Origin of the sequence: Sphingopyxis sp. RIFCSPHIGHO2_12_FULL_65_19 (assembly GCF_001830555.1) — a bacterium.
Lineage (GTDB): Bacteria > Pseudomonadota > Alphaproteobacteria > Sphingomonadales > Sphingomonadaceae > Sphingopyxis.
The window spans coordinates 2,843-28,013 of sequence record NZ_MIAM01000023.1; the positions used below are offsets into that span (position 1 = coordinate 2,843).

Below are 25,171 nucleotides of genomic sequence, written 5' to 3' on the forward strand. Positions count from 1 at the left end.
TGGCGGGCGTGCTCTGGTCGCTGACGCTCAGCCTGTTCCTGCTGTTCAATCGCGATCGGATGCGGATGGGCGACCTGATTGCCGGGACGTGGGTGGTGATGGCGCAGCGCGTCAAGCTCGACGCCGATATCGCGACGGATGCATTGGGCGATGCGATGACGTTCAGCGAGGCCGAGCTCGCGGTCTACGGCATTTTCGAGTTGCAGGAACTGGAGCGTGTCTTGCGCGGGCGCGACCCGCGCGCGATGCGCGACGTCGCCGACACGATCCGCGCCAAGATTGGACGACCCGTCGCCGAAGAGGATGACGTGTTCCTGCTTTCCTATTACCGCCAATTGAAAGCCCGGCTCGAACGCAAGCTGCTGTTCGGGAAACGGCGAGAGGATAAATATGCCAGCGACTGACATCAATGTGACGCAAGCGTTGCACGCGCGCCGTTCGGTGCGGGCTTTCACAGACAAGCCCGTCGACCCCGCGTTGCTCAAAGAGATTTTCGCCGCGGCGCAGCGCGCGCCCTCGGGCGGCAACCTCCAGCCGTGGCAGGCCACGGTGCTGACCGGGGCGCCCTGGCAGGCGGTGAAGGACGCAGTCGCGGTCCGGATCGCGATGGGACGCGAAGGGTATGAGCCCGAATATGACATCTATCCCAAGGGGCTGACCGAACCGTGGGACGCCCGCCGCTTCGGCGTCGGCGAGGCGCTCTACGCCTCGCTGGGCATCCCGCGCGAGGACAAGGCGGGGCGCCTCGCTCAGTTCATGGACAATTACCGTGGTTTCGGCGCACCCGTGATGCTTTTCCTCCATTGTTCGCGCATCATGGGTCCACCGCAATGGTCGGACATGGGCATGTGGCTGCAATCGGTGATGCTGCTGCTCGTCGAACATGGGCTCGCAAGCTGCCCGCAGGAATGTTGGGCGATGTACGGGGCGACGGTGCGCCGTACGTTGGCGCTCGACGACGGACAGATTTTGTTCACCGGGCTGGCGATCGGCCACGCCGATCCCGCTGCTGCGGTGAACCAATGGGCGGTGCCGCGCGCGCCGCTGGACGAAGTGATTGATTGGCAGGGATTTTGACAATGACAGGCAAGCAGGCGGGTTTTCGCTATGGCATCGGGGGGGCGTTGATGCTCATCGTCGCGGGCTGCGCCGCGATCCCGCAGCCCGAAGCCCCGCCCCCGGCACCGCGGCCGGTCGCCCCGGCGCCGACCCCCGCACCGCTGCCGACGTCGACCAAAGGCTGGGAAGACCGCGCGGTCGATCCCGGTGCGTGGCGTTACGATGCGGCCAGCCGCACCGCAGCCTTTGTCCCGACAGGCAGCGCGAATCCGCTATTGACGATGACGTGCAGCGGCGAGGCGATCCGCATGACCTCGGCACTTGTCGGGAATGTCAGCCTGCGCACCAGCGCCGGCACCGACCAGGTCCGCTTCGAAGGCGGCAATGCGAACCTCGCGGCCCGCGACCCGCGGCTCGACCGCATCGCGTTCAGCCGCGGCCGTTTCGCGCTGGAGACGCCGGGCGGCGGCGCCATGACGCTGCCCGTGCAGTCGGAGATCGGCCGGGTGATCGAGGATTGCCGGGGATAATTGGCGGGACGGCTTTGGGGTGGAGAGGGGACGTCCGCTCCGCCCTCTCGTCACCCCGGACTTGATCCGGGGTCCATGATTTCAGCGCCGTGATGGATCCCGGATCAAGTCCGGGATGACGAAGAAAAAATGTCCGCAACCGGTCGTTTCGAGACAAAAAAGGAATGCTTTCCTACATTATCCGGCGGTGCCGGCCTTTGAACGGGTTCTTTGGATCGTCGACCTTCCCTATGCGCGCGCAATAGCCGGCATGGTTCCTAAGGCCACAAAGGACACAAATCGAACACGCACATACGGGGCTTTTGTGGCCTTAACCGCCGAGTTGCACGGTCCCGCCCTTGATCCAGCCCCAGCGGCACGGGCCCTGATATTCGCGCGCGCTCTGCACCGACCTGCCGACGCCGCACATGTCCGGATCGGTGCCGGGTGCGGCAAAAACGATGCCGAACCAGGCGTCATTTTCGGCCGCTTCGCACAGCGACACGTTGGCGCCGCCCGCAAGCTTCGCCTTGACCGCACGCAGCTCGTTCGGCGCCCAATAGACGTCGGTTCCACCTTCACGCACCCGGCTGATGCTCGAACAGGCGGGCAGGCTGGGCCCTTCGGTGCCGATCATCACCGCTCGCGTCGCCAGCGGTTCGCCCGCCACGGCGGGCGCATTGTCGGCGGGCGGCGCAGGCTGGCTGCATCCGGCAAGCGAAGCGAACAAAAGGGTGGCGATGGGCAGGAAGAGACGATGTTTCATACCCCCGAAACTAGCCGCCGCAGCGCGTGCGCGCAACGCTCGTCGCGATATGGCCGAGAGCCGCATTTTCGCTTGGGTTTTTGCGCCTTCGACCCTATATAATCGCTATGACGGACACGCCTGAAAATCACGCGCCGAGCGCACCTTCCAACCAGCCCAACGCCAATGCCTATGGCGCCGATTCGATCAAGGTTCTCAAAGGCCTGGATGCGGTGCGCAAGCGGCCGGGCATGTATATCGGCGACACCGACGACGGGTCGGGGCTGCATCACATGGTGTTCGAGGTCAGCGACAATGCGATCGACGAAGCGCTCGCGGGGCATTGCGACCTGGTCCTGATCACACTGAACAGCGACGGATCGGTCAGCGTCGAGGACAATGGCCGCGGCATCCCGACCGGCATTCACGCCGAGGAAGGCATTTCGGCGGCAGAGGTCATCATGACCCAGCTCCACGCCGGCGGGAAGTTCGAGAACACCAGCGACGACAATGCGTATAAGGTGTCGGGCGGCCTCCACGGCGTCGGCGTCAGCGTCGTCAACGCGCTCAGCGAATGGCTTGAGCTGACGATCTGGCGCGACGGCGAAGAGCATTGGATGCGTTTCGAGCATGGCGATTCGGTAGCGCCGCTGAAGGTCAACGGTCCCGCCCCGGCTGGCAAGAAGGGGACGCGCGTCACCTTTCAGGCGTCGACCGAGACGTTCAAAAATGTGCTGGAGTTCGATTTCGAGAAGCTCGAGCATCGCTATCGCGAGCTGGCCTTCCTCAATTCGGGGGTCCGGATCAAGCTGGTCGACGCGCGTCATGCCGAACATGTGAGCCACGACCTGTTCTACGAGGGCGGAATCGCCGCGTTCGTCAAATATCTCGACCGCAACAAAAATGCCCTGCTGCCCGATCCGATCGCGATCAGCAGCGAGCGCGACGGCATCGGCATCGACGTCGCGCTCGAATGGAACGACAGCTATTATGAAAATGTGCTGTGTTTCACGAACAACATTCCTCAGCGCGATGGCGGCACGCATCTGGCGGCCTTCCGCGCCGCGCTGACCCGTACGATCAACGGTTATGGCGACAAGTCGGGCATTCTCAAGAAAGAGAAAGTCTCGCTGACCGGCGACGACATGCGCGAAGGGCTGACCGCGATTGTCTCGGTCAAACTGCCCGATCCCAAATTCTCGTCGCAGACCAAGGACAAGCTGGTTTCGTCCGAAGTGCGCCAGCCGCTCGAAAGCCTGATGGCCGACCGGATGACCGAATGGCTCGAGGAAAATCCCGCTTATGCCAAGGCGGTGATCCAGAAGGTCATCGACGCCGCCGCGGCGCGCGAAGCCGCGAAAAAGGCGCGCGAACTGACGCGGCGCAAGGGCGCGATGGATATCGCCTCGCTGCCCGGCAAGCTCGCCGACTGCCAGGAACGCGACCCCACCAAATGCGAACTCTTTCTGGTCGAGGGCGATTCGGCAGGCGGATCGGCCAAGCAGGGCCGTGACCGCCATGTACAGGCGATCCTGCCGCTGAAGGGCAAGATTTTGAACGTCGAGCGCGCGCGTTTCGACCGTATTATCTCGTCGAAGGAAGTCGGGACTTTGATCCAGGCGCTCGGGACCGGCATCCGCGACGAGTTCAACCTCCAAAAACTGCGCTATCACAAGATCGTGATTATGACCGACGCCGACGTCGACGGCGCGCATATCCGCACGCTCTTGCTCACCTTCTTCTATCGCCAGATGCCCGAGATTATCGAGGGTGGGCACCTCTACATCGCCCAGCCGCCGCTCTACAAGGTCGCGAAAGGTCGGAGTGAGGTCTATCTGAAGGACGACACCGCGCTCGAAAATTACCTTGTCGATGGCGGTATCGACGCGCTGATGTTGGAGACCACGGGCGGCGCGCGGTCGGGCGCGGACCTGCGCGACCTGATCGAGCATGGCCGCCGCCTGCGCGCGCTGATGCGCTACGTCCCGCGCGGCCATAATTATGATCTTGTCGAAGCCCTGGCCCTGAACGGCGCGCTCGACCCCGAACTCGACAGCGCCGGCCGCACCGCTGCGGGCGCGCGAGCCGCCGAATGGCTCAACGCCGCCGAACGCGCGCTGACCGGCGGTGCCGAAGCGAAATGGACGATCGTCGCGGCGGGCGGCGGCTATACGCTCGAAAAGCGCTGGCGTGGGGTCAGCGATCATCATGCGATCGACGCCGCCTTCCTCGCCAGCCAGGAAGCACGCCGCCTCCACAAGCTTGCGGGCGAGCAGGCCGAAACCTACGCCCATCCCGGCCGTCTGGTGAAGGGCAGCAGCGCCGCAGCCATTGCTGCGGAGGCCGCCGCGGTCGCCGCGGCTGAAACCGCGGATAACGACGCCGAAGCGAACGACAGCGACCTGCCCGCCGCCGCCACCGGAAAAGTCACGCCGATCACGCGCCCGTCCGAATTGCTCGAGGCGATTTTCGCGCACAGCCGCAAGGGCCTTGCGATCAGCCGCTACAAGGGGCTGGGCGAAATGAATGCCGAGCAATTGTGGGAAACCACGCTCGATCCGTCGAACCGCTCGCTGCTGCGGGTCGAGGCCGAACAAGCCGATGTCGCGCATGAAATCTTTGAACGATTGATGGGCGACGAAGTCGAACCACGGCGCGATTTCATTCAGACCAACGCGCTGTCGGTGGCGAATCTCGACGTATAATTACAGTCACGGTTCCACCCGAAGCGTAGAAATCGCACATCCGGGCGTAAAATCACTGCAATCCAACGCGCGGCGGCTTGCCTTGTCAGGCCGCCGCTGCTTTTGGCGCTCCTCTGACAAGGGGATGATGTCATGCGGGTCTTTTCTGCGATGATGATACCGCTTCTGCTGACGGCTTCGGCCGCTGCGCAAGAAGTCGAAATCACCAGCAATCCGATCGCCGAGATCGTTCAGCCAACCAGCATCGAAACCGAAATCGACGGCGGCATGGCGAGCTATTACGGCAATGAACTCGCCGGCAACCGCACCGCCAGCGGCGAACGTTTCGATCCCGGCCAGCTCACCGCGGCGCATCGTTCGCTTCCCTTTGGCAGCATGGTGCGCGTCACCAATATGTCGAACGGCGACAGCGTGATCGTCCGCATCAACGACCGCGGTCCCTTTTCGCGCGGCCGCGTGATCGACGTCAGCCACGCCGCCGCGCGCGAAATCGGCATGCACCGCAGCGGCACCGCGCGCGTGAAGCTGGCGCTGCTCAACGACGACTAGGTTTAGTCGAACACCGACCAGCCGGCGGCGTAAGCGAAATGTTCGAGTGCGACGGCGCCCGCGAGTGACGTCCCTGCCTCGTTGAGCGCGGGCGACCAGACCGCGATCGATCCCTGCCCCGGCGCGATGCAGAGGATGCCGCCACCGACGCCGCTCTTGCCCGGCAAGCCAACGCGAAAGGCAAATTCGCCGCTGTTGTCGTAATGCCCGCACAGCATCATGATCGCGTTGATACGGCGCGCACGGTGCGCCTCGACGATTTGTTCGCCGGTGAACGGGTCGCGGCCTTCCATCGCCAGAAACAGTCCGGCGCGGGCGAGCTGGCGACAGCTCATCGCGATCGCGCATTGGCGGAAATAGACCCCGACGACGGTTTCGACCGGATGGGTAAGATTGCCGAACGCGTCCATGAAATGCGCCAGACTGCGATTGCGGGCGCCCGTTTCGGATTCGGAAAAGGCGACGTCGAAGTCGATTTCGACCCTGTCGTCGCCTGCCCGCGCGCGCATGAAATCGACAATTTCTTCGGCCACCGCATCGCCGGCTCGCCCGTCGATCAGCCGGTCGGTGGTCGCGATCGCGCCCGCGTTGATCAGCGGGTTGCGCGGGATGCCCTGTTCGCTTTCGAGCTGAACGACCGAATTGAACGCGCTGCCCGACGGCTCGCGCCCGACGCTGGTCCACAGGTCGCTGCCGACACGGCGCAGCGCAAGCGCCAGGGTGAACACCTTTGACACCGACTGGATCGAAAAAGGTTCGTCGGCGTCGCCCGAGGCGTGGACGGTGCCGTCGGGCAGCGCGAGTGCAAAACCGAGCTTGGCCGGATCGACCTTCGCCAACGCCGGAATATAATCGGCAACGCGCCCTTTGCCGAGCTGCGCGGCGGCCAGCGTCATGGCCTCGTCGATATGGCTCCGCAGATCGTCGGTCATCGCATCCGCCTAGCACAGTTGCTCACGCGATGCGCCTGTGACACGACATTGCCATGCCGCCGCCCGCCCTTCCCGCCCCTTTCGCCGATTGGTTCGCCGCGCGCGGTTGGCGGCTCAGGAAGCATCAGGTCGATATGCTGGGCGCGGGCGAGAGCGGCGAGAGTGCGCTGCTCGTCGCCGCGACCGGGGCGGGCAAGACCCTTTCGGGCTTCCTGCCGACGCTCGTCGACCTGGCGCGGCACCCCACCGACCGGCTGCACACGCTATATGTCTCCCCGCTGAAAGCCCTCGCGGCCGACGTCGAACGCAACCTCCTCGGCCCGATCGCGGAGATGGACCTCGACATCAGCGTCGAAAGCCGCAGCGGCGACACAAGTTCGGACAAGAAGGCGCGGCAGCGCAGTCGGCCGCCCAACATCCTGCTGACGACACCCGAATCGCTGTCGCTGCTGCTGTCCTATCCGGACAGTTTCACGATGTTCGCCGATTTGAAGACGGTGGTGATCGACGAGATCCACGCCTTTGCGCCGGGCAAGCGCGGCGATCTGCTCAGCCTTGCGCTCGCGCGGCTTCAGATGATCGCGCCCGGGCTGCGCCGTGTCGGCCTGTCGGCGACGATCGCCGATACCGCCGCCTATCGCAGCTGGCTGGCTCCCAAAGGCGAGGTCGACGCGGTGACGCTGGTCGAAGGCGAGGCGGGTGCCGATCCGGACATCGACATTCTGTTGCCCGAGGGCGCGGTGCCATGGGCGGGGCATTCGGGGCGCTATGCCGTTCACCAGGTGATGGAGGAGGTCGCGAAGAACCGCACCACGATCATCTTTTGCAACACCCGCGGCCTCGCAGAGCTGATCTTTCAGGAGCTGTGGAAGGTCAACGACCTGTCACTGCCAATCGCGATCCACCACGGCAGCCTCGACCGCGAGGCGCGCCAGCGTGCCGAGGCGGCGATGGCCGAGGGGCGATTGCGCGCGCTGGTGGCAACCTCCAGCCTCGACCTGGGGCTCGACTGGGGCGATGTCGATTGCGTGATCCAGATGGGGGCGCCCAAGGGGTCGTCGCGACTGCTCCAGCGCATCGGCCGCGCCAACCACCGGCTTGACGAGCCGAGCAAGGCGCTAATCGTGCCGGGCAATCGTTTTGAATATCTGGAGGCGCAGGCGGCGCTCGATGCGGTCGACGCGGGCGAGCGCGACGCCGACCGCTTTCGCCCCGGTGCGCTCGACGTGCTCGCGCAGCATGTCATGGCGCTTGCCTGTGCCGCTCCGTTCAAGGAAGCCGAACTGCTCGCGGAAATCCGGTCGGCGACGCCCTATCGCTGGATCGATGCGGACATGTTCGCACGGTTGCTCGGCTTTGTCCGCGACGGTGGCTATGCGCTCAAAAGTTACGATCGGTTCCGCCGACTCGCGCCCGATGGCGAAGGCGGTTGGCGCATCGCACACCCGCGACTCGCCGCGCAGCACCGGCTGAACGCCGGAATCATCGTCGACGCACCGACGCTCGACGTGCGGTTCAAAAACGGCCGGCGCCTCGGCAGCGTCGAGGAATATTTCGCAAGCACGCTAACCCCAGGCGACACTTTCGCTTTTGCCGGCCTCAGCCTTGAGGTCGAGGGTATCCGCGACAGCGATATCCTTGTCCGCGCGACGACGAAGCCGGCACGCATCCCTTCCTATGTCGGCGCACGGATGGCGCTTTCGACGCGGCTGGCCGACCGGGTGCGAGGCTTCCTCGGCGATCCGACAAGCTGGCAACGCTTTCCCGAGGATGTCCGCTTCTGGCTGGAGATGCAGGCGCTGCGGTCGGTGCTGCCGCGCCCCGGCGAACTGCTCGTCGAAACCTTTCCGCACGAAGGCGCGCATTACCTCGTCGCCTATCCGTTCGAGGGGTGGAACGCCCACCAGTCGCTCGGCATGTTGATCAGCAAACGGATGGAGCGCGCAGGGCTCCAGCCGCTGGGCTTTGTTGCCTCGGACTATGCGCTTGCAATCTGGTCGCTCCGCCCCGTTACCGATCCCGCGCTCCTGTTCGACCCGGCGATCCTCGAGGACGAGTTTGTCGAATGGGTCGAGGGATCGCATCTGTTGAAACGCGCCTTCCGCGAGGTTGCGGTGATCGGCGGGCTGATCGAGCGCCAGCATCCCGGCAAGCGCAAGACGGGCAAGCAGGTCACTTTTTCGACCGACCTGATCTTTGACGTGCTGCGCAAATATGAACCCGACCATCTGTTGCTGGAGGCCGCATGGGCCGACGCCCGCGAGCGGCTGACCGACGTCGCGCGGCTGGGTGACCTGCTCGACCGCGCGGCAGGAACGATGCTCCACCAGCGGCTCGACCGCATCAGCCCGCTGGCAATTCCGGTGCTCGTGCTGATCGGGCGCGAAAATGTCGCCGCTGCCGACATCGACGACGCGCTGCTCGGCGAACTCGCCGACACACTCGCCGAACAGGCCATGCGCGTCGACCGATGACCGGCGTTTCGCTTGCCGCAAAGGCCGATCAAGCGTAGATTACTGTCAAACATAAAGAGGATGCCAGCGATGACCAAAGCTATCCAGCGGTCCGCCCTGTGTGCGCTGCTGTTCGCCGCCCCCGCGCTGGTCGGCGCGACGCCGGCGCCGGCCGACCCGGCGTCCATTCCCGCCGCTTCCCCAGTTGCCGCGGGCGAGCTCGTTGCCCCGCCCGTGATCGTCGCCCCATTCATCGAGCCTTTCGATCTCGATGCGTCGCGGCGCATGGCGGTGAAGGTGATGGTCGGAGGACAGGGGCCGTTTTCGTTCCTGGTCGACACCGGCGCCGAACGCACGGTGATCGCGCGCGAACTGGCACAGCGGCTGGGGCTGACCGAGGGCGCCAAGCTGCGGCTCGCAACGATCGGCGGATCGGCCACCGTTCCGAGCTACCGCGTCGCGGCGCTCCAGATGTCCAAGCTCCACCTCGCATCGGTTGAGGCGCCCGCCTTTTTCGGGCGGCATATCGGCGCCGCGGGGCTGATCGGGGTCGACATGCTCGAGGAACGCCGTGTGCTGATCGATTTCCGCAAGGAAAGCATGCAGATATTGCAAACTCGCCGCCGCGCCCAGCCGATCATTCGCGACGATGACGCGATCGTCGTTACCGCGCGCAATTCGGCAGGGCGGCTGATCCTGTCGGACGCGCGGCTGAACGGCAGACGCATCGACGTCATCGTCGACACCGGCGCGCAGACAAGCGTCGGCAACATGGCGCTGCAACGGTTGGTCGCGGCCAAGCGCGCGAACCGCTTTCCCTTTACCGCAACAACCTTGGGTGCGGTGACCGGCGAAGACGTTCCAGCACTGCATACCGCGATCAAACGCATCGTGATCAACGGCATGGACGTCAACGACCTGCCCGTCGCTTTCGCCGACGGTCAGGCCTTTCGCGCGCTGGGCCTGCACGAGCGCCCCGCGCTGCTGCTCGGTATGGACAGCCTGTCGCTGTTCGACCGGGTCGAGATCGATTTCCCGAACAAGCGCGTTGTGTTCGACCTGCCCGACGAAGCGAGCCACCGGGCCAACCAACGCTTCGCCGCAAACATGGTGATGCGGGGCAGTTAGGGCGCTTGCGGGGCGCCGACGGCACCGGCATAGCGGCGCCATGTCCGCCGCGCCGACCTTTGACTTTGCGGGCCAGCCGTTTCGGATGCTGGCCGACCGCGCGCTGTTCTGGCCGCGCCACCGCGCGCTGATCGTTGCCGACCTGCATCTGGAAAAGGCGAGCTGGTATGCCTCTTTGGGCCAGCCCCTGCCCCCCTATGACAGCCATGACACGCTCGACCGGCTTGCGGCGCTCGCCGCCGAAACCGGCGCACGCGCGATCTGGTGCCTCGGCGATAGTTTCCACGACCGGGATGCGGCCCAACGAATCGTTCCCGCAGTGGCCGAACGATTGGCGGGGCAGGCGGCGGCAGCGAAATTGCTGTGGATCGCGGGCAATCACGACGGGCTCACCGGCGGCGCATGGGGCGGCGAGGTCGCCGACGAACTGGTCGTCGACGGCATCGTTTTTCGCCATCAGAGCAAGCTCCACGAGAAGCGGCCCGAAATTTCGGGGCATTTCCACCCCAAACTGCGGCTCAACGTCCGCGGCCGCACGATTTCGCGGCCCTGTTTCGCGGGCGATGCGCAGCGATTGATTCTGCCGGCGTTCGGCAGCCTGACGGGCGGCCTGGCCGCCGAAGACCCGGTGATCGCGGCAAATTTTCCCGGACCCTATGCCGCGATGCTCGTCGCGCGCGGTCGGCATCTCCGCTTCCCGTGCCCCGGTCGCGGCGTCGATGACGCTACGGCAACCCCCGCCGACGCGACCAACTAGGCCCTAAGCCTCACCGAACAGGCGCTTTTCCGCCTGTGACCAAAAAGCATCACCCGATCAAAAACGACGCAAAAGCGTGGCTTCGGCTGGATTGGCCGCGCAATTGAGTTATGCTCGCTCCGCAACAAAAATAATGAAATGTTGAGAGGAGTGCCCGATATGAAATCATCTTCCCTTCGTGCTGCCCGCTTTCTGCGCACCAGCGCACTCGGCGTCTCGATCGCCCTCGCGACGGTAGCAGCCCCCACCTTTGCGCAGGACGCCCCGGCCGACACCGCGACCGACGACAGCGACAACACCCCGATCATTGTCACCGCGCAGGGCCGTTCGCAGCTGCTTTCCGATGTGCCGGTCGCCATTTCGGCGGTCAGCGCCGAAACATTGCAGAACAGCGGCGCGAACGACATCCGCCAGCTGAACCAGGTCGCGCCGTCGCTGCTCGTCTCCTCGACGGGTTCGGAAGCCAATGGCTCGGCGCGTATCCGCGGCATCGGCACCGTCGGCGATAACCCCGGCCTTGAAAGCTCGGTCCCCGTCTTCATCGACGGCGTCTATCGCTCGCGTTCGGGCATCGGCCTCAACGAACTGGGCGAACTTGATCGCATCGAAGTTCAGCGCGGCCCGCAGGGCACGCTCGGCGGTCGCAACTCGTCGGCGGGCCTGATCAGCATCTATTCCAAAAAGCCCGATTTCAATTTCGGTGCCACGGGCGAAGTAACTTACGGCAATTACGACTATTGGCGCCTCGGCGGCAGCGTCACCGGCCCGATCACCGACACGCTCGCCGCGCGTCTCGACGGCGTGTGGGTCAAGCGCGACGGTTTCTACAACGACACCGCGAACAACCGCGACGTCAACAACCGCGATCGCTATTTTCTGCGCGGGCAATTGCTGTTCGAGCCGACCGACGCGCTGTCGGTTCGACTGATCGCCGACTATACCTCGCGCGACGAGGAATGCTGCGCGGCAACCTACGTCGGCCCCTCGGTCAACCAATATATCGGCAATCTTAACACGCCGTCGAGCCCCGGCGCAGGCGCAACGCCCACGTCGAACAACATCATCAACGTGCTGCGCGACCTCGGCCAATCGGTTGGTGCGTTCAATCAGGGCTACAGCCGCGACATTTCGGTGACCCCGGGGCGCAGCTTTGCCGGCAAGACGAAGGATTATGGCTTCTCGGGCCAGATCGACTATGATTTCGGCGGCGCGACGCTGACGTCGATCACCGCGTATCGCGAATATCGGTCGAGCCAGGCAGGCGACGTCGATTACGGCACGGTCGATATCCTCTATCGTGCGCCGAGCGATGACAGCTATCGCCAGTTCCACACCTTCACGCAGGAATTGCGCCTGCAGGGTGAAGCGTTCGACGGCAAGCTCGACTGGCTCGTCGGCGGTTTCTACGCCAATGAAAAGCTGACCGTCCGCGACAATCTGCGCTTCGGCGAAGATTATGGGCGGTTCGCGGCCTGCCGCCTGATTACCGGAACGGCACTTGCGGGACTTTATTCGCCGACGAGCCCGTCGTGCGTCATTCCGGGCGTCGGCCAGGCTACGCTGCTCGGTGCCTTTGGCCCGGCTGGTCCCGACATTGTCGCGGGATTGTCGGCGCTCGACGGGATCAGCGATCGCGGCAGCATCAACGACCGCTATCGCCAAAATGGCGAGAATTGGGCGCTGTTCACGCACAATATCTTCCACATCACCGACGAGCTCGATTTCACGTTCGGCGTTCGTTACACGAACGACAAGAAGAAGTTTTCGGCGACCTTCACCAACGACAACACGGCCTGCACCACGATCCAGGGGCTGTTGCTCGACGATCTGTCGAGCACAAACGCCACGATCCGCGCTGTCGCGGGCGGCCTGATCGGGCTCGGCTGCCAGGGCAATTCGACCGCCGAACTTAATGGTGTGTCGATCCGCGACAAGCGGAGCGAGGACGAATGGACCGGCACCGCGATCCTGTCGTACAAGCCGATCGACGACCTGATGGTCTATGCGAGCTATTCGCGCGGCTACAAGGCGGGCGGTTTCAACCTCGACCGGTCTGCCCTGAAATCGCCGATCCTGCCGTTCGCGGCGACGCCGGGCGGCGCACAGGCACTTGTCGGAAGTTTGCAGTTCGATCCGGAAAAGGTCGACAGCTATGAAATCGGCGCCAAATATTCGACCGGCCCGTTCGGCCTCGGCCTGACCTTCTTCCGGTCGGATTTCTCCAGCTTCCAGCTCAACACGTTCAACGGCACGGTCTTCCTTGTCCAGAACATCAACGGCTGCGACAGCGACCTGAATGGTGGTGATCGCGATCAGAGCAAGTTCACCGGCGCGCCGAACTTCAATGCGGCGGCGGCGACCACCGGCGCGTGCCCGACCGACGACGTCAGCCATGGCGTCCGGTCGCAAGGCTTCGAGCTCGAAGCGTCGCTCGTCCCGGCGCGCGATTTCCGCATGACTGCTGGCCTGACCTACGCGCAGACCAAATATCGGGGTCAACTGGTCGGCAACAATTCGGGCGCGCCGCTCGACCAGGCGCTGCGCTTATTGCCGGGCAACAATCTGTCGAATGCGCCCGAGCTGGTCGCGACCGGCAGCGTTGCCTGGACGCCCGATATCGGCAGCAGCGGTCTTTCCGGCCTCGTCTACCTCGATGGTCGCATGACCAGCGACTATAACACGGGTTCGGACCTGTTCCCGCAGAAGGCGCAGGACGGCTACGCGATCTTCAACGCGCGCATCGGCATTCGCGGCCCCGACGAAAAATGGGGCATCGAATTCTGGGGGCAGAATATCTTCAACAAGCAATATGCCCAGGTCGCGTTCAACTCGCCGTTCCAGGAAGGCGGCACGTCGGCGACCACCGCTTTCGCCGATCCGCAATATCCGGGCGGGCGCCAGATCTTCTCGCAGTTCCTTGCCGAACCGCGAACCTATGGCGTGACGCTGCGCGGCAAATTCTAAGGTCGCGCCAATCGAAAATGATGGGGGCGGAGCCATGGGCTCCGCCCCTTTTTTGTCCCGGCGGCCGGCCCAAATCCGTCAACCCGTCACATCTGGCAGCTGTGACATAAATGCCGCGCCGCACGTCGCAATGACGTTACGGCACGGGCTAATGCTGGCTTGTCGCGGCCTGGTCGTGATAGAATGCCCGCAAATAGAAAATCGCGACGCTCTCCCGCACAATGATCCTGTGGAGGAGGGCCATAACCATGAGAAACCATCACCGCCGTACCTGCCTGCTGCGTGCCAGCGCGGCGGGTCTGCCGCTTGTCTTCGCCCTATGGACCGCCCCTGCCACAGCGCAGGACGTCGGCACCGAAACGAACGACGAAACGATCATCGTCACCGCGACGCGGCGCAGCGAGGCATTGTCCGACGTGCCGATCGCGGTTTCGGCGGTCACCGGCGATACGCTGGAAAAAACGGGGGCGAGCGACGTCCGCGCGCTGGGACAGGTTGCCCCCTCGCTGCTCGTGTCGGGGGCGACGAGCGAGGTCAATTTTTCTGCCCGCATCCGCGGCATCGGCACCGTCGGTGAAAACCCCGGCCTCGAATCGTCGGTCGGCCTGTTCATCGACGGCGTCTATCGCAGCCGCACCGGGGTCGGCCTGTCCGAACTCGGCGACATCGAACGCGTCGAGGTGCTGCGCGGCCCGCAGGGCACGTTGTTCGGGCGCAACTCGACCGCCGGGCTGATCAACATCGTCACCAAAGGCCCCGAACTCGGCGCCTTCGGGGCCAAGGGTTCGATATCCTATGGCAATTACGATTATTGGCGCGTCGACGGCATGATCAACGCGCCGCTGGGCGACAAGGTCGCGGCGCGCATCGACGGCGTCTGGCAGAAGCGCGACGGTTTTATCGACAATGCCACGCCCGGCGAACCCGACATCAATGACCGCGACCGCTGGCTGGTGCGCGGGCAATTGCTGTTCGAGCCGAGCGAGACACTGAAATTCCGCCTGATCGCCGATTACAGCAAGCGCAACGAAAATTGCTGCGGCGGCGTCCTGCTGAACCCCGTCCGCAACTTGACGCGCGGAGCCGACGGCTTCCCCGTCGCGTCGGCGAACAGCTTGCTCCCTATCCTGCAGGCATTGGGGGCCAATCATCAGGTTCCACCGACGGGCACGCCCCTTGTCAGGCGGCAGGCGACCACCCCGGGGGTGACCTATCGGTCGGACACCAAGGACTGGGGCGTATCGGGTGAGCTGGGCTGGGAGCTGGGCGCGGCGACGCTGTCCTCGATCACCGCCTATCGCGATTACCGGAACGCCCAAGGCCAGGACGCCGATTTCAGCGCCCTCGACATCTTGCGCCGCACCGACCTGGATCGCCGGTTCCGGCTGTTCACGCAGGAGGTCCGTTTGCAGGGCGAAGCGTTCGACGGCCGGCTCGACTGGCTGGTCGGCGGCTATTATGCGAACGAGAAACTCGATGTCGACGACGACATTGTTTATGGCGATAATTACGAGCAATTCGCCAACTGCCTGCTCTTTGCGAGCGCGCTGCCCACCGCTGTGTTGCCTTCCAACGCATCGTGCGTGAATGTGCCGGTCGTGCAGGGGACGATCACCGCGCTGTCGGGGCTGCCCGTCGGCGACCCGCGCCGCGCGTCGATCCCATTGTTATCGGCATTGATCGCCAACCCCGCCCGCCCCGGCTTCGGTTCGCTCGCCGCGGCACTGGGGCAACCCGCGCTCGCGATCAACGGCACCGGCAATCAGGGTTCCACCTTTGCGCAGCGCAGCCGCAACTTCGCGGTCTTCACCCACAACAGCTTCGACATCGTCCCCGACGTGCTGACGCTGACCATCGGCGCGCGCTATACCAGCGAGCGCAAGACATTGGATGCCGACGCGAATTTCAACAATGCGATCTGCCCGCTGATCGTCAACTCGCCGTTCCAGTCGCTGGCGACCCTGCCCTGCGTGATCAACGGCACCGCGCCCGACCTGCCGCGCGGCAGTGCCGGGACGAAGTTCAAGGATAATGAATGGACCGGGACCGCCGTGCTGAGCTGGAAACCGGCGCCCGAATGGCTGGTCTATGGATCGGCGTCGAAGGGGTATAAGGCGGGCGGGTTCAACCTCGACTTCTCGGCGCTCGACCGCACCTGCAACGTGACGTTCGACGCGGCCTGCGCGGCGCGGCTGGCGCTGCCCGCGAATAGCAGCGGCAACGGCCGCCCCGAGGCGAGCGACCTGCAATTCGCGAGCGAAAAGGTCGATGCCTATGAACTCGGCATCAAATGGGACGGCCCCGGAATCGACGTCAATGTCGCCGCTTTCTATCAGGAATATAGCAATTACCAGCTCAACACCTTCAACGGCGTCAATTTCGAGGTCACGAACATCCAGGCGTGCAAGGACGATCTGAACGGCGCCGACGCCGACGGATCGGCCGCGACCGGCGCCTGCGCGCCGGACCGACTGAAACCCGGCGTGCGGTCAAAGGGGATCGAGATCGAAGCCTTCCTGCGCCCCGCGCGCCATGTGTCGGTCAATATGGGGCTGACCTATGTCGACACGCTGTATCGGCGGAACCTGGTCGGCACGGGCGGGCGAGCCCTGTCGCCCGTTCTGTTCCAGTTGCCCGGACGCGGCGTATCGAACGCCCCGCGCTACGTCGCGACCGCGGGGATCAGCTGGACGCCGCCCATCGGCAGCTCGGGGATGACCGCACTCGTCTACCTCGACACGCGCCTGCAAAGCGACACCAATACGGGGTCCGACCTCGACGTCGAAAAGATCCAGGACGGCTTTGCGATCTTCAACGGCCGCATCGGCCTCTATGGGCCCGAGCGGCGCTGGGGGGTCGAGCTGTGGGGCCAGAACCTGTTCAACAAGACCTATTACCAGATCGGCGCCGACATGCCGCTGCAAGGGGGCGGGACCTTTCGCGCCGTCGCCGCACCGGCTTCGTCCGGGCTGGCGGGGACCGCGAACCAGCTGTTCGTCGGCTTCCCCGGCGAACCGCGCACCTATGGCGTGACATTGCGCGGCCAGTTCTGAACCATCTCTCCCCCTCCCCGCATTCGGGGAGGGCGTAGGGAGGGCCTGCCGCGGCCGGGCACTGTCGCGTCAGGCCCTTTCCTTTGAGGATGTCCAATTTGGGATGGGGAGCGGACGTTGCCATCTTCGATTTTCCGGGCCGGGCCCGCGAGGGGTGCGGCCCATGCGCCGCGCAATCATTCCAAAGTTCAGGAAAGGTCAGCCCTACGCAGTCCCCGATTTGTCGCGCTCGGCCGACATGCCGCGCCCTGTTCTTGCTCGAAACCGGACAGCGACCGCTTTTGAACCGAAATTGACCGAGCCGAGACGAACGCTGGCACAGCCGAATAATGTAGGAAAGCGCCTTTTCCATATAATAGATGTCCGCTTTGGAATGGGGGACGAATAACCCCCATTTCGTCATCACGGGCATGACGAAGCACTGGAAGCCGGGCGGCCGCTATCGGCCGATAGCGGCGATAAGATCCTCTCCATCGAATTGCGATGAGGAGGATTTAAACGTCAGCCCCTCACCCCCACGCCGCCGATACCTGCCCTCTTCAAGACGGGGCATTTTCGGGGCGCGAGCGGAGCGTGTAACCTACGCCCTTGACCGTATGCAGCATCGGCCAGTCGAACCCGCGGTCAATCTTGGCGCGCAACCGCGACATATGCACCTCGACCCGGTTGGTGCCCGGGTCGAAATCGATCCGCCAGACGGCGCGCAAAAGCGCGGCGCGCGAGAGCGGCCGGTCGGGCACGCGCGCGAGGTTGGCGAGCAGGTCGAATTCGCGCAGCGGCAGGCGGATCAGGCGTCCGGCACGTTCGACCCGCCGGTCGATCAGGTCGATTCGCAGCTCGCCCTCGCCCAATTGCCCGGCGGCGATCCGGCTGCGCCGCAGCAGGCTGGCGATCCGTGCCAGCACCTCGGGCATATTGCCTGTCCACCCGACCGCGTCGTCGGCGCCCGCGCCCAGTGCCACCATCCGGTCGTCGAGCGAGTCGCGGTCCGACAGGATGAGCAGCGGGCGCCGCCCGGCGATCGAGCGCGCCAGCCGGACAAATTCAAAAGGGTCTTGCCAATCGAGGAAGGGGTTGAGGAGCAGCAGGTCGAAACAGCTGTCGACCCATGGCCGCAGGCCGTGGACATGCGCCGGCAGCAACTGCACCGCCAATCCGGTCGCTTCGACCATCGCGCCCAGTTCATCCGCGCGTGCCGCCCGGGGGTGATAGACCGCGACAAGCAACTTCCTGTCACCCATCCCGGTCATATCCGATGATGCCATTCCCGATCCCCGCCGTCGCCGCAACATGTTGTCGCGCCGCCGCCCCACCGGCATTGCACCGCCTTTCGGCTGTGCTAACCCTAGGCCATGACCAGTATCGAAATGCTTGACGGCGACTTCGCCACCCTGCCCGACCTCGTCCGCGCCCACGCGACGGAACGTCCCGATGCCGTAGCGGCTGCCGATGCATTGCGGCGGCTTAGCTGGTCCGAACTGGATCAATTGACCGACCGAATCGCGGCACGGTTACAGCAGGATGGCTTTGCGAAGGGCGACCGCACCGCCATCGCCGGGCTCAACAGCGTCGAACAAATGGCGGTGATTCTGGGCACGCTGCGTGCCGGCGGGGTCGCAGGGCTGGTGACCAACAGCGCAACGGGCGAACAGATGGCGGCGATGATCGCCGATACCGGCGCGCGCCATTTATTCCTCGACGGCGCCGCGAGAGCCAGTCTCGAAGGCCAGGTCATCACGGCGAGCAGCCTGATCGCGATGGATGGCAGCGATGCAGGGACTCCGCTCGACGCCTGGTTGTCGCTGGCGGGGTCCCGCCCGGTGCCAGTCGACATCCGGCCCGAAGACGGGTTCAACATCATCTATTCGTCCGGCACCACGGGCACGCCCAAAGGCATCGTCCACAGCCATGCCATGCGCTGGCAGCATATCGTTCGCGGCGCACCCGCCTATGGCCCCCACGCGGTGACGATCCTGTCGACCCCGCTCTATTCCAACACGACGATGGCAAGTTTCATGCCGACCGTCGGTTCGGGCGGGCAGGTCGTGCTGATGAAGAAATTCGACGCCCGCGGCTTCCTGGAGCTCGCGGCGCGCGAGCGCGCGACAAATTGTATGCTGGTTCCCGTCCAGTATCGCCGGATCATGGCGCTCGACGATTTTGGCAGCTTCGACCTGTCGAGCTTCGTGATGAAATATTGCACATCGGCTCCTTTCCCCGCCGCGCTGAAGGCCGATGTGCTCCAGCGCTGGCCCGGCGGACTCGTCGAAATCTATGGGATGACCGAGGGCGGCGCCGCGTTCATCCTCGAAGCGCATCAATTCCCCGACAAGCTTCATACCGTCGGCAAGCCCGCCCCCGGGCACGTCGCAAAGGTGATCGACGAGGAAGGCAACGAGTTGCCGCAAGGTTCGGTCGGCGAAGTCGTCGGCCGAAGCCCGGCGATGATGACGGGATATAATAACCGCCCCGACGCGACCAAGGCGATGCATTGGCACGATGCGGACGGGCATCTTTTCTATCGCCATGGCGACATCGGCCGGATCGACGAAGACGGTTTTCTGACGTTGATGGACCGGGCCAAGGACATGATCATTTCGGGCGGGTTCAACATCTTTCCGAGCGATCTGGAGGCGATCTTGATCGCCGACGACCGCGTCGTCGAGGCCGCCGTCGTCGGCATGCCGAGCGAAGAGTGGGGCGAAACGCCGGTCGCCTTTGTCGTGTTGAAACCCGGCGCCGATGCAGAGGCCGTGCGCGCCGATTGCAATGCGAAGGTCGGCAAGACGCAGCGATTGAGCGCAATTACAACGGTCGACGAATTGCCGCGCAGCCCGATCGGCAAAGTGCTGAAACGCGAATTGCGAGATGCTTATGCGCGGTAGCTGCCGATAACGGCCGAAAGTAGATGGTCTGGCCTATCCTGACCTGTTCGCATCGAGCGAAGTCCAGATGCCCTTCGACGTCGCGCTCTTTCGATATGTGTCTCGACTTCGCTCGACACGAACGGACAGAGAGGTTTGTCGGCTAGCGACCGGTTGTGGACATAAGATCCTCCCCATCGACTTGCGATGGGGAGGTGGCAGCGCGCAGCGCTGACGGAGGGGCTATTGGCGCGACGTTGCGGCCCCTCCACCATCCGCTTCGCGGACGGTCCCCCTCCCCATCGCAAGTCGATGGGGAGGACCTCAACGTCCGCTCCCCACCCCAAAGCGGACACCGGCCCCGCTGAAAATCCGCTTTCCTGCATTGCGCCGCGGTGCTCCAAACTGGTGGACGGAACCAATCGCATCCCCCATGCAGTGCCGACGGCGAGACACCGACGACCCAGGAATATTGCATCCGCGCGGTCGACATGGTCGGCGGCCCGGATCTGGACATCGTCCATTCGGCGCGCCGCGACGATGCGGCGCCGCTTAAAGCCTTAAAGCCACAAAGGACTCGGTTTGGCAGTGTCCTTAAGGGGATTTTGTGGCTTCAAGCCCTGCCTATTCGGCCTCATCGCCCTTCGGCTTGCTGATCTCGGTGACGAGCAGCTTGTCGATCTTGCGCCCGTCCATGTCGACGATCTCGAAACGCCAGCCCTTGTCGGTAAAGCGCTCGCCTTCCTTGGGCAGATGCTTCAGGATCGCGAGCGCATGGCCCGCTGCCGTCGCATAATCGCGATCGTCGCCAAGCTCGATCCCCAGCCGTTCGGCCATCTGATCGGCGGGCATCGACCCCGCGATCAACAGGCTGCCGTCCTCGCGCTCGACGACAAAGGGTTCGCTGCCGATATCCTGGTCCGACGCAAATTCGCCCGCGATCGCCGAAAGCAGGTCGGCGGGCGTCACCAGCCCGTCGAAATGCCCATATTCGTCGTGGACGAGCAGCATCGGCACGTCGGCGGCGCGCAGCGCCTCGAGCGCGTCCATTGCGTCGATCTGGTCGTGGATGACCTTCGTCGGCCGCATCAATTGTTCAAGGTCGAGCGGCTCGCCGCGAAACAGCGCCGATGCGATATCGCGCGCCTGCACCACACCGACGATATCATCGACCGACCCGCGCGCGACGGGCAGGCGGCTGTGCGGCGATTCGACCAGCTTGTCGCGCACCCCGCGCGCGTCAAGCGCGACGTCGATCCAGTCGACATCCTTGCGCGGCGTCATCACTTCGCGCACCGGGCGGTCGGCCAGGCGCACGACGCCCGAAATAATCGCACGCTCGCTTTCTTCGATCACGCCCGATTTCGACGCTTCGGCGACGATCAGGTGCAATTCCTCGGCGGTCACGCGATCTTCCGATTCGCGATTGAGGCCCAGGATACGAAAGACCAGCGCCGAACTGGCATCGAGAAGCCAGACCAGCGGCGCGCCGATTTTCGACAGCCAATACATCATCGGCGCGACGATGATCGCGATCCGTTCGGGCGCGCGCAGCGCGAACTGCTTGGGCACCAGTTCGCCCGCGATCAACGAGGCATAGGTGGTGAGCGCGATGACGACGGCAAAGGCGACCGACAGCGCCGTCTCGGCGTCGAGGCCGAACAGCGCCTGCAGCCGCTCCGCCACCGGCTGGCCCAGGCTGGACCCCGAATAGGCGCCCGTCAGCACGCCGATCAAGGTGATGCCGACCTGGACCGTCGACAGGAATCGTCCGGGATCGGAGGCGAGTTGCCGTGCGATCTTGGCCCCGCGGCTTCCCCGCTTTTCCGCAGCCTGCAAACGCGGGGCACGCGACGAGACGATCGCAAGTTCGGACATGGCGAAAACGCCGTTGAGGAGGATGAGGATCAGGATGATCACCACATCCGACCAGGGAAAAGCGGTCATGAGGGAGTCGTGGGCGGGGCGGTCATGCGGCGCGTCGGCGCCCGGCCCCTGTCAGCTTCGGTCATTTGCCCCCTATAAGCGAAAGGCGTCGCATTGCACAATGGCACGCGCCTGAACGCCCGGCTCAGCCGTCATTCAGTCAAATTCTGGAACCAGATCGTCGGCCATATGTTATCGGCAAGCAAGGGCGGCGTGCAGAGGACCAGAGGCATCCGCCGGATAAAGGGAGCGAACGAATGAACAGCAAGATGATCAAGCTCACGATTTTGACGAGCATCGGCGCCATGGCGCTGACCGGCTGCGTCACCGACCCGGTGACGGGCGAGCGCAAGATATCGAAGGCCGCGATCGGCGGCGTCGGCGGCGCATTGGGCGGTTATCTGCTCGGCGACCTGATCGGCGGCAAGAACAGCCGGACCGAGGAAATCGTCGGCGCTGGCATCGGTGCCGTCGCGGGCGCCGGCGTCGGCTATTATATGGACCAGCAGGAAAAGAAGCTGCGCGAACGCACCGCGGGCACCGGCATCGACGTCGAACGCCAGGGCGACCAGCTGGTGCTGAACATGCCCGGCGACGTCACCTTCGACCTGAATAGCGCGATGGTGAAGTCGCAGTTCCGCAGCGCGCTCGACAATGTCGCATCGACGCTCGCCGAATATCCGAGCACCTATATCGACGTTTATGGGCACACCGATTCGACCGGCAGCGAGAGCTATAACCAGGGCCTGTCCGAACGCCGTGCCGCGTCGGTCGCCGACTATCTGGGCGGTCGCGGTATCCAGCGCGCGCGCATGGCGACGATGGGTTATGGCGAATCGCAGCTGAAATGCGCGCCCGAACAGAGCGAAGCCGATTATCAGTGCAACCGCCGCGTCGAAATCCGCATTGCGCCGGTGACGCAGGCCGACGTCAACGCGGCACAGTAAGTTCCATTCCCGTGGAAACGAAAGGGCGTCGCCGGAAGGCGGCGCCCTTTTCGCATCAGCCGAGGTTGAAGCTCGCCTTCACCCCGTCGATGACGAACTGCGCGGCGAGCGCGGCCAGCAGGACACCGAGCAGGCGGGTGATCACCGCTTCACCCTTGTTGCCGATAATCCGCATCAAAGGTCCGGCCGCCAGCAGCGCGCCCAGCGTCAACAACAGCACGAGCAGCAAAGCCCCGAAAATGACGAAGGCGCGGTCGATCCCGTTGTTCTGCGACACGAGCAGCATCACCGACGCGATCGATCCCGGCCCGGCGAGCATCGGCATCGCCATCGGGAACACCGACACATCCTCGATTTCGGGGGTCGCCATGACCTTTTCAGCACGTTGTTCGCGGCGCTCGGTGCGCTTTTCAAACACCATGTCGATCGCGATGATGAACAGCATGATCCCGCCGGCGATGCGGAAACTGTCGAGGTCGATGTGAAGGAAGCTGAGCAACGCTTCGCCGAACATCGCGAAAAAGACGAGGATAAGGCCCGCGATAATCGTTGCGCGGATCGCCATGGAACGGCGCTGCGCCGCGCTCGCGCCGGTCGTCAGGCTGGCATAGATCGGCGCGCACCCCGGCGGATCGATCACGACGAACAGCGTGACAAAGGCAGAGATGAAAAGGTCGATCATGGCTGTTTCGGCGCCGCGACCTGGTCGTCGATTACGATTGCCATGTCCTTGCCATCCCACAGGCGGACCGTGACGCGGCGCGACTTGTCGGCACGAACGGTCGATGTCCAGCTGAGCGTCTGGTCGGCTGCCAGGCCGACCGCCATATAATCGCCCTCGCCGCCCGCTTCGATTGGCACCGCGGGACGCGATCCGCACACCGCCTGTTTCGATTCGATAAACTCGGGCGCTTCGCGGGGTGCCCCGAGCGCATCGCCATGATCGAGAACCCAACTGAGCTTGCCCTTCATCGGATCGCGCTGCCAGACCGTGGTGAAATAGCCGTTTTCCTGGCCCTTTTGCCACGCGCCGGTGGTGACGCCGATATTGCCGTCGCAGCTGACATAGACCGCATGGGGTTGCCACTTCACCGCTTCGACGGGGTCCTTTTGCGACGCCAGCCAGTCGCGCGCCTTCACCCGCTGCGGAACGAACATCACCGCGTCGGGATGCGCGGTTTCGCGAAACGCCGTCCATTGGCCCTTGTCCTGCGCCAGCCGCGCGAAACCGATTTCGGCGGCGACGAAGGCGCTGGGATTGGCCGCCAGCGGCCGGTTGCGGAACTCATCCCCCGGCCCCGCGCAGCCCGCAAGCATCGACAACCCAAGCGCGGCGATCAGCAGACGGCGCATCAAAAGCCCTCCGGATCGGCAAGACCCGCACGGCGATGTGCCGCGACGAGCGTGTTGCGGAGCAAGCAGGCAATGGTCATCGGGCCGACGCCGCCGGGAACCGGCGTGATCGCATCGGCGACCGATATCACGCTGTCATAATCGACATCGCCGACCAGCCGCCCCTTTGCAGCGCCCTCGACGGGCGGCAGGCGGTTGATGCCGACGTCGATCACGATCGCGCCAGGCTTGATCCAGTCGCCCTTGACCATTTCGGCGCGGCCCACGGCGGCGACGACGATATCCGCGCGGCGGACCAGATCGGGCAAATCCTTCGTCCGGCTGTGCGCCATGGTCACGGTCGCATTGGCGCCGAGCAACAACTGTCCCATCGGCTTGCCGACAAGGATCGATCGGCCGACGACAATCGCGTCCTTGCCCGACAGATCGCCGAGCCGGTCCTGCAACAGCAGCAAACAGCCATAGGGGGTGCAAGGCACCATGCCGGGGATGCCGAGCGCGAGGCGCCCCGCGCTGACCGGGGTGAGCCCGTCGACATCCTTGTCGGGGTCGATCGTCGCAACCGCGGCCTGTTCGTCGAGATGGCCGGGCAGCGGCAGCTGGAGCAGGATGCCGTCGACGGCATCGTCGGCGTTAAGCTGCGCCAGCAACGCTTCGACCTGGTCCTGCGTCGCGGTCGCGGGCAGGCGATGCTCGAAGCTTTCCATGCCCGCGGCGACGGTCGCCTTGCCCTTCGACCCGACATACACCGCACTCGCCGGATCGTCGCCGACGAGCACGACGGCGAGGCCGGGCGCCCTGTTCGCCGCGGCACGGAAGGCCGGAACCGCATCGGCGATCCGTGCGCGCAAGCCCGCGGCAAACGCCTTGCCGTCAATCACCTGCGCCGCGGTTTCAACCGTCATTTAGGCGAGCCCGTTGGCGTAGGCGAAGGTCACAAGGTATTTCATAACCGGACCTTGCAGGACCCAGATTATGACGATGACAAGCATCGGCGTCAGGTCGAGCCCGCCGAAATCCGGCATGATGCGCCGGAACGGGCGATAGAGCGGCTCCGTGATCCGTTCGAGCACATTCCACAGCTGCGCGACGAAATCATTGTGCGTGTTGATGACATTGAAGGCGATTAGCCACGATATCACCGCCTGCGCAATGATGATCCAGAGCGCGACCTGAAGGAGAATGGCGATGATACCTAGAAGCATCAGGAACAAGAATATTCTCCCA

Annotated in this window: 19 protein-coding genes and 1 pseudogene; 12 read left to right on the plus strand and 8 right to left on the minus strand. The window is 64.4% G+C overall.

The features are described 5' to 3' along the window. The 3 genes and pseudogenes from A3E77_RS06775 to A3E77_RS06785 all read left to right on the plus strand — a co-directional run. A pseudogene (locus tag A3E77_RS06775) lies at window positions 1-404 on the plus strand (RDD family protein); the annotation flags it as partial. After that, the gene (locus A3E77_RS06780; protein ID WP_293644363.1) at window positions 391-1,077 is read left to right on the plus strand and encodes a nitroreductase; all 687 of its coding nucleotides are present in this window, start codon (window positions 391-393) and stop codon (window positions 1,075-1,077) included. The pseudogene A3E77_RS06775 and the gene A3E77_RS06780, both read left to right, overlap by 14 nt. Before the next feature lie 2 nt (window positions 1,078-1,079). Continuing rightward, on the plus strand, window positions 1,080-1,589 hold the full coding sequence (locus A3E77_RS06785; protein WP_293644366.1) for a hypothetical protein: 510 nt from the start codon (window positions 1,080-1,082) through the stop codon (window positions 1,587-1,589). Between the two features lie 310 nt (window positions 1,590-1,899). Here A3E77_RS06785 and A3E77_RS06790 read toward each other — a convergent pair whose 3' ends face one another. Continuing rightward, window positions 1,900-2,334: a hypothetical protein gene (locus A3E77_RS06790; protein WP_293644368.1), complete on the minus strand. Its 435-nt coding sequence runs from the start codon at window positions 2,332-2,334 to the stop codon at window positions 1,900-1,902. A gap of 107 nt (window positions 2,335-2,441) precedes the next feature. On the opposite strand from A3E77_RS06790, the gene gyrB reads away from it, so the two are divergent. Both gyrB and A3E77_RS06800 read left to right on the plus strand, forming a co-directional pair. Then, window positions 2,442-5,018: a DNA topoisomerase (ATP-hydrolyzing) subunit B gene (gene gyrB, locus A3E77_RS06795; protein WP_293644370.1), complete on the plus strand. Its 2,577-nt coding sequence runs from the start codon at window positions 2,442-2,444 to the stop codon at window positions 5,016-5,018. A 132-nt stretch (window positions 5,019-5,150) separates the two neighbouring features. Then, window positions 5,151-5,567, plus strand: a complete 417-nt coding sequence (locus tag A3E77_RS06800) for a septal ring lytic transglycosylase RlpA family protein (RefSeq protein WP_293644372.1) — start codon at window positions 5,151-5,153, stop codon at window positions 5,565-5,567. A gap of 2 nt (window positions 5,568-5,569) precedes the next feature. On the opposite strand, the gene A3E77_RS06805 is transcribed toward A3E77_RS06800, so the two are convergent. After that, complete coding sequence (locus A3E77_RS06805) at window positions 5,570-6,499, minus strand: glutaminase (protein WP_293644374.1); 930 nt, start codon at window positions 6,497-6,499, stop codon at window positions 5,570-5,572. A gap of 53 nt (window positions 6,500-6,552) precedes the next feature. On the opposite strand from A3E77_RS06805, the gene A3E77_RS06810 reads away from it, so the two are divergent. From A3E77_RS06810 to A3E77_RS06830, 5 genes are all read left to right on the plus strand, one after another. Continuing rightward, a complete protein-coding gene (locus A3E77_RS06810) occupies window positions 6,553-8,973 on the plus strand; it encodes a ligase-associated DNA damage response DEXH box helicase (RefSeq protein ID WP_293644376.1) in 2,421 nt (806 codons plus the stop codon). Window positions 8,974-9,042: 69 nt separating this feature from the next. Further along, a complete protein-coding gene (locus A3E77_RS06815) occupies window positions 9,043-10,080 on the plus strand; it encodes a retroviral-like aspartic protease family protein (RefSeq protein WP_293644378.1) in 1,038 nt (345 codons plus the stop codon). Between the two features lie 40 nt (window positions 10,081-10,120). Continuing rightward, window positions 10,121-10,837 carry a ligase-associated DNA damage response endonuclease PdeM gene (gene pdeM, locus A3E77_RS06820; protein WP_293644380.1) on the plus strand — a complete coding sequence of 239 codons (717 nt, stop codon included), beginning with the start codon at window positions 10,121-10,123 and terminating at the stop codon, window positions 10,835-10,837. A 159-nt stretch (window positions 10,838-10,996) separates the two neighbouring features. After that, window positions 10,997-13,801, plus strand: coding sequence for a TonB-dependent receptor (locus A3E77_RS06825; RefSeq protein WP_293644382.1), 2,805 nt, complete (start codon window positions 10,997-10,999; stop codon window positions 13,799-13,801). A 248-nt stretch (window positions 13,802-14,049) separates the two neighbouring features. After that, entirely contained in the window at window positions 14,050-16,854 is a 2,805-nt protein-coding gene (locus A3E77_RS06830) for a TonB-dependent receptor (protein ID WP_293644384.1), read from the plus strand. A 539-nt stretch (window positions 16,855-17,393) separates the two neighbouring features. Here the strand turns inward: A3E77_RS06830 and A3E77_RS06835 are convergent. Beyond that, the gene (locus A3E77_RS06835; protein WP_293644386.1) at window positions 17,394-18,104 is read right to left on the minus strand and encodes a response regulator transcription factor; all 711 of its coding nucleotides are present in this window, start codon (window positions 18,102-18,104) and stop codon (window positions 17,394-17,396) included. Window positions 18,105-18,206: 102 nt separating this feature from the next. On the opposite strand from A3E77_RS06835, the gene A3E77_RS06840 reads away from it, so the two are divergent. Beyond that, entirely contained in the window at window positions 18,207-19,739 is a 1,533-nt protein-coding gene (locus A3E77_RS06840) for a class I adenylate-forming enzyme family protein (protein ID WP_293644388.1), read from the plus strand. 603 nt (window positions 19,740-20,342) lie between these two features. On the opposite strand, the gene A3E77_RS06845 is transcribed toward A3E77_RS06840, so the two are convergent. Continuing rightward, complete coding sequence (locus A3E77_RS06845; RefSeq protein ID WP_293644390.1) at window positions 20,343-21,665, minus strand: hemolysin family protein; 1,323 nt, start codon at window positions 21,663-21,665, stop codon at window positions 20,343-20,345. A gap of 236 nt (window positions 21,666-21,901) precedes the next feature. Between A3E77_RS06845 and A3E77_RS06850 the strand changes: the two genes are divergently transcribed. Further along, window positions 21,902-22,591, plus strand: a complete 690-nt coding sequence (locus A3E77_RS06850; protein ID WP_293644392.1) for an OmpA family protein — start codon at window positions 21,902-21,904, stop codon at window positions 22,589-22,591. 55 nt (window positions 22,592-22,646) lie between these two features. On the opposite strand, the gene A3E77_RS06855 is transcribed toward A3E77_RS06850, so the two are convergent. The 4 genes from A3E77_RS06855 to A3E77_RS06870 are packed head-to-tail and all read right to left on the minus strand — an operon-like array spanning window position 22,647 to window position 25,149. Next, entirely contained in the window at window positions 22,647-23,273 is a 627-nt protein-coding gene (locus tag A3E77_RS06855; protein ID WP_293644394.1) for a MarC family protein, read from the minus strand. Further along, window positions 23,270-23,944: a hypothetical protein gene (locus tag A3E77_RS06860; protein WP_293644396.1), complete on the minus strand. Its 675-nt coding sequence runs from the start codon at window positions 23,942-23,944 to the stop codon at window positions 23,270-23,272. Before A3E77_RS06860 ends, A3E77_RS06855 begins: the two co-directional genes overlap by 4 nt. Continuing rightward, on the minus strand, window positions 23,944-24,849 hold the full coding sequence (gene folD / locus A3E77_RS06865; protein WP_293644398.1) for a bifunctional methylenetetrahydrofolate dehydrogenase/methenyltetrahydrofolate cyclohydrolase FolD: 906 nt from the start codon (window positions 24,847-24,849) through the stop codon (window positions 23,944-23,946). Before folD ends, A3E77_RS06860 begins: the two co-directional genes overlap by 1 nt. Then, on the minus strand, window positions 24,850-25,149 hold the full coding sequence (locus tag A3E77_RS06870) for a YggT family protein (protein WP_293644400.1): 300 nt from the start codon (window positions 25,147-25,149) through the stop codon (window positions 24,850-24,852). Window positions 25,150-25,171: the final 22 nt, after the last annotated feature.